At 45.9% G+C, this 12032-nt stretch carries 10 protein-coding genes; all 10 read left to right on the forward strand.

The features are described from left to right. The first annotated feature begins 23 nt into the window (after positions 1-23). The 10 genes from dapA (at position 24) to ACH59B_RS10440 (ending at position 11949) form a co-directional block, all read left to right on the forward strand. A complete protein-coding gene (dapA, locus tag ACH59B_RS10395) occupies positions 24-905 on the forward strand; it encodes a 4-hydroxy-tetrahydrodipicolinate synthase (protein WP_031463334.1) in 882 nt (293 codons plus the stop codon). A gap of 346 nt (positions 906-1251) precedes the next feature. Next, on the forward strand, positions 1252-2931 hold the full coding sequence (locus ACH59B_RS10400; protein ID WP_013370737.1) for a ribonuclease J: 1680 nt from the start codon (positions 1252-1254) through the stop codon (positions 2929-2931). A gap of 229 nt (positions 2932-3160) precedes the next feature. After that, positions 3161-4009: a ClpP family protease gene (locus ACH59B_RS10405; protein WP_164965504.1), complete on the forward strand. Its 849-nt coding sequence runs from the start codon at positions 3161-3163 to the stop codon at positions 4007-4009. Further along, complete coding sequence (locus ACH59B_RS10410) at positions 4006-4218, forward strand: YlzJ-like family protein (RefSeq protein ID WP_019687008.1); 213 nt, start codon at positions 4006-4008, stop codon at positions 4216-4218. The genes ACH59B_RS10405 and ACH59B_RS10410 overlap by 4 nt, the downstream gene beginning before the upstream one ends. 103 nt (positions 4219-4321) lie before the next feature. Next, on the forward strand, positions 4322-7003 hold the full coding sequence (locus ACH59B_RS10415) for a DNA translocase FtsK (RefSeq protein ID WP_107734222.1): 2682 nt from the start codon (positions 4322-4324) through the stop codon (positions 7001-7003). Positions 7004-7228: 225 nt separating this feature from the next. After that, the gene (gene sleB, locus ACH59B_RS10420; RefSeq protein ID WP_017427950.1) at positions 7229-8080 is read left to right on the forward strand and encodes a spore cortex-lytic enzyme; all 852 of its coding nucleotides are present in this window, start codon (positions 7229-7231) and stop codon (positions 8078-8080) included. A gap of 160 nt (positions 8081-8240) precedes the next feature. After that, a complete protein-coding gene (gene yfmF, locus ACH59B_RS10425; RefSeq protein WP_164965503.1) occupies positions 8241-9521 on the forward strand; it encodes an EF-P 5-aminopentanol modification-associated protein YfmF in 1281 nt (426 codons plus the stop codon). Positions 9522-9523: 2 nt separating this feature from the next. After that, the gene (yfmH, locus tag ACH59B_RS10430; RefSeq protein ID WP_019687011.1) at positions 9524-10804 is read left to right on the forward strand and encodes an EF-P 5-aminopentanol modification-associated protein YfmH; all 1281 of its coding nucleotides are present in this window, start codon (positions 9524-9526) and stop codon (positions 10802-10804) included. Between the two features lie 20 nt (positions 10805-10824). Beyond that, a complete protein-coding gene (ymfI, locus tag ACH59B_RS10435; RefSeq protein ID WP_019687012.1) occupies positions 10825-11592 on the forward strand; it encodes an elongation factor P 5-aminopentanone reductase in 768 nt (255 codons plus the stop codon). Positions 11593-11694: 102 nt separating this feature from the next. After that, positions 11695-11949, forward strand: coding sequence for a DUF3243 domain-containing protein (locus ACH59B_RS10440; protein WP_016821001.1), 255 nt, complete (start codon positions 11695-11697; stop codon positions 11947-11949). Positions 11950-12032: the final 83 nt, after the last annotated feature.

Consider the following 12032-nt stretch of genomic DNA (forward strand, 5'->3'; position numbering starts at 1 on the left):
GACTTGCAAAAAAAGGAGGCAGCATGGTGAACTTCGGCAGATTGATTACCGCAATGGTGACACCTTTTGATCAGCAAGGAGAGATTGACTGGACTGCATTGTCCTCGTTGATTGATTACTTAATAGAAGAACAGCATTCAGAGTCACTTGTTGTATCTGGAACAACAGGGGAGTCTCCTACCCTGAGCGATGATGAAAAAATTAAGTTGTTTGCATTTGTTGTAGAAAAAGCAGCTGGGCGATGTAAAATTATTGCCGGGACGGGAAGCAATAATACACGTCATTCCATCCATCTCACCCGTGCTGCGGAGCAGGCGGGAGCAGACGGTGTGCTGCTGGTAGTGCCATATTATAATAAACCAAATCAGGAAGGGATGTATCAGCATTTCAAAAGTATTGCAAACTCCACATCCCTTCCAGCTATACTGTATAATGTTCCAAGCCGTACCGGAGCCAGCCTAACAGCTGAAACGACACTGCGACTTGCACAAATTCCGAACATTGTAGGAACCAAAGAATGTGCATCACTTGCACAGGTCACACAGATTGCAGCGGCAGCACCAGAAGGCTTTCTGGTTTATTCCGGGGATGATGCATCTGGACTGCCAGCCATGGCTGTAGGTGCTTATGGCATTATCAGCGTAGCGAGCCACGTGGTAGGTGCAGAAATGAAGCGGATGTTGGATTCATTTGTAGGGGGACGCGCGCAGGAGGCAGCCAAACTGCATCAGCAGTTGTTCCCAATTTTTAAGGGCATGTTCGGCTGTCCTCATCCTCTACCTAATCCGGTGGCTGTAAAGTATGCATTAGAATTACGAGGGATTAAGGTAGGTTCAGTTCGGTTGCCGCTTATTCCTCCTACCGAAGATGAAGCGAAGTTTATTAAGAATTTATTTACCCGCTAAAAAGAAATTAGCTGTAAGATGTTTATAAATATAAGGAGTACCCTTGTTAAGGGCAGTCGGTAGGTGCAACACCGACTCGGTTATTGTCTGACAAGGTCCTCTGGCATGAAGGGCGTTCTTATAGAACGTCCTTTTTGCTATGCTGTTAATCAGGTATGTAGATAAAATGACACTTACTTATGGTTTGGGAAGGCAATGGGAAACCTAGCGTAACGAACAGGATGACTTGTTTTTTCGTATTTTAATCATGTATAATGGGGTCAAGTGACTGGGTGCGGTATTTTTTTGAAAATTAAATAACAAATCAAGGTACGACGTCCAACTACCATAGGAGGTTTAGATTCATTTGTCTAAAAAAACAAACAACGATAAATTGATGATTTTCGCTTTGGGCGGCGTCGGTGAAATCGGGAAAAATATGTATGTCGTTCAATACGGCAATGACATTGTCGTGGTGGATTCCGGTCTGAAATTTCCGGAAGAGGACATGCTTGGCATCGATATCGTTATTCCTGATATTTCCTACCTTACAGAGAACCGCGACAAAGTAAGAGGCATTGTGCTGACTCATGGTCACGAGGACCATATTGGCGGTTTGCCTTACGTGCTGAAACATTTGAATGTACCTGTATATGGTACCAAATTGACGCTGGGACTGGTGGAAAACAAGCTGAAGGAAGCGAATCTGCTTGGTGAAACCAAACGTATTTTGATCAATGCTGATTCCGAAATCAAACTGGGCTCCACATTGAAAGTAACATTCTTCAAAACCAACCATAGTATTCCTGATTCAGTAGGTGTTTGCATTGATACTCCTGAAGGCGCTGTTGTTCATACAGGAGACTTCAAATTTGATCATACTCCGGTGAACGGACAATATGCAGATTTGCAGCGTATGGCTGAGATTGGCACACGTGGCGTATTGGCTCTATTGTCAGACAGTACCAATGCCGAAAAACCGGGCTTTACACCTTCGGAAAAGAGCGTTGGCATTGTGTTGGAAGATATTTTCCGCAAGTCGAGACAGCGTGTGGTCGTAGCCACTTTTGCTTCGAACGTACATCGCATTCAGCAGGTCATTAATGCTGCTGAGGCAACCGGACGCAAAGTAACGGTGATTGGTCGCAGCATGGTTAATGTCGTAGGTATTGCTTCTGATTTGGGCTACTTGGAAATTCCAGATGGAATGCTGATTGAGCCTGAAGAAGTGGGCAAAATGTCAGCGGATCGCGTAGTTATTCTCTGCACAGGTAGTCAAGGTGAACCGATGTCCGCTTTGACAAGAATGGCTCGTTCTACGCATCGTAAGGTAGATATTCTTCCAGGGGACTCAGTGATCATCGCAGCTACTCCGGTACCAGGTAATGAAAAATATGTTGGACGCACTATTGATGAGCTGTTCCGTCTGGGTGCCAATGTATACTACAGCGCAGCTAATCCTGGTATACACGTTTCTGGACACGGCAGCCAGGAAGAACTCAAGCTGATGCTGAATCTGATGAAACCAAAATTCTTCTTGCCAATTCACGGTGAGTTCAGAATGCAACGTCGTCACGCTCTTCTGGCTGAAGGAGTGGGTATCGAGCCTGAAAATATCTTTATCACGGATATCGGTGAAGTCATTGAAATTCAGAATGGCGGAGCACGCAGAGCTGGTAAAGTTACAGCAGGTAACGTACTGATCGATGGACTAGGTGTAGGAGATGTAGGAAATATCGTGTTGCGCGACCGCAAATTGTTGTCACAGGACGGTATTTTGGTAGTGGTTGTCACACTGAGCAAGCAAGATGGCACGATTAAGTCAGGCCCAGATATCATTTCCCGTGGTTTCGTGTATGTTCGTGAATCAGAAGGTTTGCTAGATGAAGCAAATCGTATTGTTTCAAGTACACTGCATAAGCTCATGAGTGAAAATGTAAATGAATGGGCTTCCCTGAAGACAAATGTCAAGGATGCACTGGGTCGCTTCTTGTATGAGCAAACTCGTCGCAGACCGATGATTCTGCCAATTATAATGGAAGTGTGATTCGATTGAAATATGTTCAAAAACTTGAATTAAAAACTTAAGTCACAGGCACACAGTCGCCTCTCTTCCCGCAGGAAATATTGGACGGTTTCCGCGGAAAGAGAGGCTTTTTTTGATTTTAGGGTCGAGGAAAGGCATGGAGGTGGGTATAAAATATTCCATTTCCATCCCATACTATAGGGTGAAGACGGGGCACATAGATGCGTATAGCGAAAGGAAGATCACCCATATGGAACATTACAGCAATTTATCTTCTGGCAACGAGGAAACGGAAGCGCCAGAACAACCAGAGGTTGGACAAAGACCCGTTTTACCTGCTATGGAGGCTTTACAGCAGCTGGGTCAAACCTCCATGCCCGGAAGCGAGTCCAATATTTTTTGTATGACGATTATCGGTCAGATTGAAGGACACCTCATCTTACCGCCTCAAAACAAAACAACAAAATATGAGCATATTATTCCGCAGTTGGTAGCGGCAGAGCAAAACCCACGTATCGAAGGATTAATGATTTTGCTGAATACAGTTGGTGGTGATGTAGAGGCAGGACTGGCTATTGCAGAAATGATCGCATCGATGAGTAAACCAACAGTGACCATTGTTATAGGAGGTGGACATAGCATCGGTGTGCCGATTGCTGTATCTTCTACGTATTCTTATATTGCCGAGAGTGCGACGATGACCATTCATCCAATTCGTATGAGCGGCCTGGTCATCGGAGTCCCACAGACTTTTGAATATATGGAAAAAATGCAGGAGCGTGTCGTCCGCTTCGTCGTTTCTCATTCTCGCATTACAGAAGAGCGGTTTAAGGAACTGATGTTCAAAACTGGTGAATTAAACCGCGACATTGGTACAGCGGTCGGAGGAATTGATGCAGTAAAATACGGTTTGATGGATGCGGTTGGTGGTATAGGAGAGGCGCTGAAACAGTTGAATACCATCATTGAGACGCGCCGTCAGCAGAACGGCATGACAGGGACTCCACAGCAGCCCTCTTATGCACCTTTTTCGCCCAATGCCACAGGGACCCCTACAGGAACCCTTTCAAGTGAGCACAGCAAGGAGCTGCCCCAATGACACTATATACTGTAATGCCAATGGAATTGGTGTGGGAAGGTATGTGGAAGGAGGCAGAGGAGCTTGTAGAGGTCCGGGTAGATGGTCTACTTATGCAGGTACAGCCGCTTGAAAGTCGTCGGGGGATCATAGTAAGGCTCTTGGACTGTCCATTGGATGCCTACCTCAATCCTCGTTATGGACCAGGTCAGATCATTGAGTGGTCATAGAAGCTGTCGAATAGTACAGAAATAGGTCATTTGCTGCTGAAAAAGAACATATGTGCGGATAGCGAGTGACGTGGTATAATATTCTTCTGGGGGGTGACCTTGTATGTCCAGAAGAAGAAAAAGAAAAAAGAAAGCCATATTTGGCGGAGTTTTAAAATATGAAATTTACGGCATTGTGCTGATTACATTGGCGGTCATTGCGTTATCGGGTGAAGCGGCAGTTGGTCGGTCGCTATCCAAGATGTTTGGGCTTGTACTGGGGAAATTCTATTTTGTGATTCCCCTGATTGGCATTTATTATGGTCTGATGGTGATGATTCACCGCAAGTGGCCGAACCAGTGGAACTCACGGAAGACGGGTTTGCTGTTGTTGGTATTTGCCTTTACACTTATGAGTTCTATTTCATCTATGGAGCAGCGTTTGGGACCGATTAACGCGCTTCAGCCGGGCGGAGTGATGAGCCAGATACATATAGATATGCGTGAGCAGTTGCTGTCGCCTGATCAGCAAGGCCATACCTCGATGCTGAATAAGGATATTAGCGGGGGCTACGTTGGCGCATTACAGCTTACCGTTCTGTTGTGGCTGTTTGGTCTCACAGGAGCTAAGCTGATCATGATTGTCATGTTCGTCATTTGTTTTATGCTGATGACCCAGCTGTCTTATGTGGATTTAGTGCGGATTGTAAAGACCAAGCTACTGACAGCCGGGGGAAGCGTGCGGAAAAAATGGACTGGTAAAGCCACTCCGCTTTCTGCATCTAGCAAAGGCAGTGGAAATAGAAAACCCAAATCTGAGCCTATTCCTGCCTATGAAGAGGATATGGATGATGATTTTGATGAAATGCAGCCTCCAGCACGTAAGCAGCCAATTTTCTTTCAGTTGTTTGGCCTTAAAAATACAGATAAGGCGGACAAGGAAGAGCAAACTGCACATGCGGATGAAGATGAACATGATCTTCTATATGAGGCTGGTGACGTGCAGCCTCAGTGGAGAAATGGCAATCAGGGAGAAGAGCTGTCTGACGTAATCGAACACGCTGAGCAGGAAGCCTCAATTCCGGTAAAAAGATCGCCAATCATTAGGGACTTCTTCGAACAAGTGAAAAATGAGGAAAAAAGATCAGAGGCTGAACTTGAAGACTCCCTGACAGGTGGAGTGCGGAACGATTCCATTGATGAACCTCTGGATAGTAATTTTATGGATGCCGATGCGAATACGAATATAAATATAAATGATTCGGCAACGATCCATGGGACATCAGAAGAAGCTCAGGAACTGGCTCAGACGATTGCTAATGGATTGACAGGCGAAGAAGCTGAAGGGAACAATGTAGCTATTCCAGCTCCACCACCGCCTAAGCCGTACAAGCTTCCATCGTTCCGTTTGCTTGCCAAACCGCAAAATGCAGGCAAAGGTATGGGACAAAAGGATTACATGCAAACAGCACGCAAGCTGGAGGCCACGCTGGAAAGCTTCGGTGTTCGGGCGAAAGTGCTGGAGGTTGTACGTGGTCCAGCCGTCACACGCTATGAAATCCAGCCGGACATTGGCGTGAAGGTTAGCCGGATTGTAAGTCTGACGGATGACATTGCACTTGCGCTTGCTGCAAAGGATATCCGTATGGAGGCACCTATTCCGGGCAAGTCCGCCATAGGAATAGAAGTTCCGAATAATGAAGTTTCTATCGTAACCATGCGTGAGGTAATGGAAACGACAGTTTTCCAGGAATCTGTTTCCAATTTGTCGATTGCATTTGGCCGTGATATTGCAGGACAAACGATTGTTGGTAATTTAGCTAAGATGCCCCATCTGCTTGTAGCTGGAGCTACGGGTTCGGGTAAATCGGTGTGTATCAATGGGATTATCACGAGTATTTTGTACAAAGCGAAGCCAGATGAGGTGAAATTTCTGATGGTTGATCCCAAGATGGTGGAGTTGAACGTGTACAACGGAATCCCCCATTTATTGGCTCCGGTCGTGACTGATCCCAAGCGTGCCTCACTGGCATTGAAGAAAATCGTAGTTGAAATGGAAAAAAGGTATGAGCTGTTTTCCAAATCAGGCACCCGTAATATTGAGGGCTACAACAATTTGATGAAGGATAACCCGGATGCATTTCTGCCTTACATTGTCGTTATTGTGGACGAGCTGGCAGATTTAATGATGGTTGCTGCAGGAGATGTGGAGGATGCGATTGCGCGACTTGCCCAAATGGCGCGTGCAGCAGGCATCCATCTGATTATTGCAACACAAAGACCTTCGGTTGATGTAATTACAGGGGTTATTAAAGCCAATATTCCTTCACGTATTGCTTTCGGCGTTTCTTCGCAGGTGGATTCCCGCACCATACTGGATATGGGCGGTGCTGAGAAACTGCTCGGACGTGGTGACATGCTGTTCATGCCGATGGGGGCTTCCAAACCAGTCCGCGTTCAGGGAGCGTTTATGAGTGATCAGGAAGTGGAAAACATTGTTAACTATGTGCGTGAACAGGGTGAAGCTCAGTATGATGAAACGCTTGTGCCTGAGGTGGAAGAGGTATCCACTGATGCGGATGAAATGCTGGATGAGCTGTATGATCAGGCTGTCAACATCATTTTGGAGGCTAAACAAGCTTCCGTTTCGCTCCTTCAGCGCCGTATGCGGATCGGTTATACACGTGCTGCCCGACTGATTGACTCCATGGAAGCCCGCGGTGTCATCGGTCCTTACGAGGGAAGTAAGCCCCGTGAGGTACTTATCTCAATGGAACAATATCAGCAAAATAAAGTTAGCTCCTGAGCATTATCTTTTATCAGCATTCCATTTAAACGCTGTTTGTACGCATGATGAGTTGTTAAATATGACAACTCCATGCACGCAAATAGCGTTTTTTTGTGATGTTTTTTTGAGGTGTGGAGCTGCCTGCTCAAAGAAGATTAAAAGGGTGAATAGCTTCTAGCGGAGCTTGTCATAATAAACGTAGCCATCCTGTTAATCCCACAAAAGAAAGGTAGAGCGCAGCATATGAAAAAAACAATGGTCTGGATTTGCACGGGTATCCTCGCAGCCTCGGCTATTACGTACACGGGACTTTTTAAAAACGACTCTGTACAGCAGCGAGTAGAGTCGCCAAGCACGCAGCAGAAAGTAACAGCGGCGCAGCCTGTTCAGCCGACATTCAGTTCAGAAGCGGTTGATTTTGGCTCTTATGGCCAGGATGTATATGAACTGCAATCACGATTGAAGCTGCTGGGTTTTTTTGGCGGAAAAGTGGACAGCCATTTTGGCAGCAGTACACTAAAGGCTGTAAAGGGTTTTCAAAAGGAGTTTGGTATCAGACCCGATGGAGTGGTTGGTGCGAAAACCAAATTAAAGCTGGTGAATGCTACTCCACACTGGAAGCCGACGGAAACGCCTATGCATCGTAATAATCAAGGTTCTGATCAGGGACAGGCAGCGAACAAAAACGATAAATCTGATCAAAATGAGGAAACGATGGGATCAGCCAACACCATGGGACTGTCTGAAAACGATCTTAAAATCATGGCCAATGCGGTCTATGGTGAATCCCGCGGTGAGCCGTTTGAAGGACAAGTTGCCGTGGCGGCTGTTATTTTGAACAGGGTCAAGTCGCCAAGTTTTCCAAATACACCGTCTGGGGTAATCTTTCAGCCGGGGGCTTTCACTGCTGTAGCAGACGGCCAAATCTGGCTCACGCCGAATGAGACTGCACAAAAGGCGGTACGTCAAGCCCTAAACGGCTGGGACCCAAGCGGAGGATGTCTATATTACTTTAACCCTAAAACAGCTACCTCCAAATGGATTTGGAGCCGTCCGCAGGTGAAAACCATCGGGGAACATATTTTCTGCATGTAAAACGCCGAAGCAGCCGGGAGCTTGTCTCCGGTTGCTTCTTGGCTTTTGCACGTTTAAAATATAGATTGGTACACTTTACCTCTTTACAGGAAAAAGATGTACAGTAGCTATTGCTAATCAAAGGCTAGACGCAAATTGACGTCACAAAGGAGTTTTGGACTTGAACAAAACAGGTTTCGAGCGTGGCACACGCAGACAACTAAGGATTCATGTACTGCCCACCAAGCGCTTTAAGACGTTCGCCATATCGTTGTATGTAGGTACTCCGCTACGTGAGGAAACTGTAACTCGTGTAGGACTGGTGCCTTTCGTTCTGCGACGGGGTACAGAATCGTATCCGCAGACTACACAATTTAGAGAGCAGTTAGAACAATTGTATGGTGCGGGTTTTGGATTCGATGTATATAAACGTGGAGATTATCAGATCGTGCAATTTCGCATGGATACAATTAATGACAACTTTGTAAGCAGTCCGGATAGTTTGCTAGATCGTTCGTTTTCTTTCCTTGGAGAGGTTCTGACGAAGCCTGCATTGGAAAACGGTGCATTTCAAACGGGATATGTACAGCAGGAACGAGAAAATGTTCGTAAGAAGCTGGAATCTATAGTTAACGATAAAATACGTTATGCTGGGGAGCGCTGTATGGAGGAGATGTGCAAAGATGAGCCTTATCGTCTGCATCCTCTTGGTCAACGATCAGATCTGGACAGCATAAATGCACAAAATTTGTATGAGGCTTATGGAGACTGGCTGAATAATGCCAGCATGGATTTATACGTCGTGGGAGATACCACGCTGGAAGAAGTTGAAAAGTTTGTGGATCGCTATTTTCAATTAAACTGCTCGGCGGAAACGGGATATGTACCTGAACAGCCCAAATCGGTAGAACGTGATGTTCAAACTATAGTAGAGCGTCTTGATGTAAACCAAGGCAAGCTCAACATGGGGCTACGAACCTCTATTACGTATGGCGATGAACGTTATGCTTCTGCATTAATGTACAATGGCGTTCTGGGTGGGTATCCGCATTCAAAGCTGTTTGTCAATGTGAGGGAGAAGGAGAGTTTGGCGTACTATGCTTCGTCACGCTATGACGGGCATAAAGGCATTGGCACAATACAATCCGGTATCGAAATTCCTAATTATGAAAAAGCGGTTACTATTATCCGCAAGCAACTGGAAGATACACAAAATGGAGCAATTACCGAGCTAGAAATGACCCAAACGCAGGCAATGATACGCAACTTGCTAAAGGAAATGCAGGACTCCGCTTTTGAGATGATTGCCTATGATTTTAACAGACAGCTTTCCGGCAAAGAGCGGACGGTCGAGGAGCTGCTGAGCCAGGTGGAGGCAGTCAAGGTGCAGGATGTTCAGGATGCCGCCCGGACGTTCCGACTGGACACTATTTATTTCTTGAGAGACCAGAAGGGGGAATAGCGTTGGAGCATATATCGTATGAGCACTTGCAGGAGACGCTGTACTATGAAGTAATGGATAATGGCTTGCACGTTTATGTGTTGCCCAAACCGGGCTTTCAGAAGACGTATGCCACATTTGCAACTAAATATGGCTCGGTTGATAATCATTTCCGGGTAGAAGGTCAACAGTCCGTCAAGGTGCCGGATGGCATAGCTCATTTTTTGGAGCATAAAATGTTTGAAGAGCCCGAAGGCGATATTTTTGCTACCTTTTCCTCTAATGGAGCATCGGCGAACGCATTTACGAGCTTTGATCAGACCGTATATCTGTTTTCGGCAACCGAACGCATTCAAGAGAATTTGACCACACTAGTCAACTTTGTTCAGCATCCTTACTTTACAGATGAAAATGTGGAGAAGGAAAAAGGCATTATAGGCCAGGAAATCAATATGTATGAAGATAACCCCGACTGGCGGAGTTACTTTGGTCTGATTGAGGCATTGTACAAGGTCCATCCGGTGCATATTGATATAGCAGGTACTATTCAATCCATCAGTACGATTACGAAGGAAACATTGTACAGTTGCTATGAAGCTTTTTACCATCCAAGTAATATGATTCTTTTTGTAGTAGGTGGAGTGGATCCAGCCGAAGTAATCGAATTGGTACGTAATAATCAGGCGAAAAAAGACTATAAGCCGCAGGGGGAGATCGAGCGGATTTTCGATGATGAACCCACAACGGTTGCAGAGCCGCGTCATGAGGTAAAGCTGGCTGTTTCTTTGCCAAAGTTGCTGTTTGGATTCAAGGAGGCTGAAGTAGGTCTAACGGGAGAAGCTTTGCTACGTCATGATCTGGAAACCAAGCTGATGCTTGATCTCTTGTTTGGTTCCAGTACACAGCTATATCAGAAGCTCTACGATGAGGACCTGATTTCGGACAGTTTTGGCCATGAGTACAATAGTACGCAACAGTATGCATTTTCTGCGATCGGCGGGGATACCAAAGACCCTGATCGGCTGTTGGCTAGGATACGAGAAGAGGTAGAGTCTATTCAGAAGCAGGGGTTTGCAGCAGAACATTTTGAACGAGCGCGCAAAAAGAAGATCGGCGGTTATCTACGCACTCTCAATTCTCCCGAAAATATTGCGCATGAGTTTACAAGACATCGCTTCCGGGGCAGTGATTTTTTTCAATTGCTTCCGGTTTATGAAAGTATCACGCTTGAGGATGTAAACCGTCGTCTGAAAGATCATATAAAGTGGGATCAAATGGCAATATCGCTGGTGGTGAGTCCGTAATGTCCAGGGAGAGGGAACCGATGACCACCGAGGGCGGAGAGTTAAAGGCTATTGGCGATACGACTGTGCTGATTACAGGAGCAAGTGGTGGAATTGGTGCGGCTATTGCCGAGCGTTTTGCAGCAGTAGGGATGAATGTGGTCATTCACTACATGAAGTCCCATGAAAAAGCAAATGAAGTTGCTCGTCGTTGCATGACTTATTCAGGCAAGGTAATGACTGTTTCAGCCGATCTGCGGAGTAAGGAGCAGATTGAACGTATGCGGGAAAAGCTGGATAATCACGGATTGAAGCCAGATATTCTAGTGAATAATGCTGGATTATCTCATTATGGGCTGCTTTCAGATGTATCGGAAGAGGAATGGGACGAAGTGATGGCCGTGAATGTTAAGGGAACTTTTTTGTGTACGCAGGTTTTTATGCCGCATATGATTTCCCAACGCTATGGCCGTATTGTGAATGTTTCGTCTGTGTGGGGCATATGTGGAGCTTCGTGCGAGGTATTGTACTCCACTACCAAGGGAGGCATTAACGCTTTCACTAAAGCACTGGCTCAAGAGGTTGCGCCTTCTGGCGTAACCGTGAATGCTGTGGCTCCAGGGGCGGTAGACACGTCGATGTTGGATCATTTGGATGCAGGCGAAATTAACAGTTTGGAAGAAGAAATCCCTGCTGGACGATTGGCACGGCCTGATGAAATATCGTCCCTGGTTTATTTTCTTGCGCTTCCTGAGTCAGGTTATATTAATGGCCAGGTCATAAGTCCTAACGGAGGATGGGTGACGTAAGGAAAACAGCGCTTGGAGGAATCCACCAGTATAGTAAGCGTCTGTGAAGAGCATATTACAACTGTTGATTTTAAATCTGAATCATCTAAGGAGGATTTAAGTATGTCAACAGTTGTTCAGAATTTTGATGTTTGGAAAAAGTTCCTTGGTCAGCGTGTAGAGCAAGCAGAGAAGCTGGGAATCAGTCAAGATACCATTGCGGAGCTTGCTTACGAAATCGGTGATTTTCTGGATGAGAAGGTCGATCCAGCTAACCATTCCAACCGCGCACTGAAAGAACTGTGGGGAGTTGCCGATGAGGACGAACGTCACACCATCGCCCGGCTAATGGTTAAATTAGCTAAGAGCAACGCATAAGTAGGAACCAACATGAAAAGCTCCCTTTTGGGGGGCTTTTCTGTAATGGTTACAGAGCTGTTCTTGTAATTCCATTGTAATTT

The organism is Paenibacillus sp. DP01, assembly GCF_044784315.1.
Lineage (GTDB): Bacteria > Bacillota > Bacilli > Paenibacillales > Paenibacillaceae > Paenibacillus > Paenibacillus polymyxa.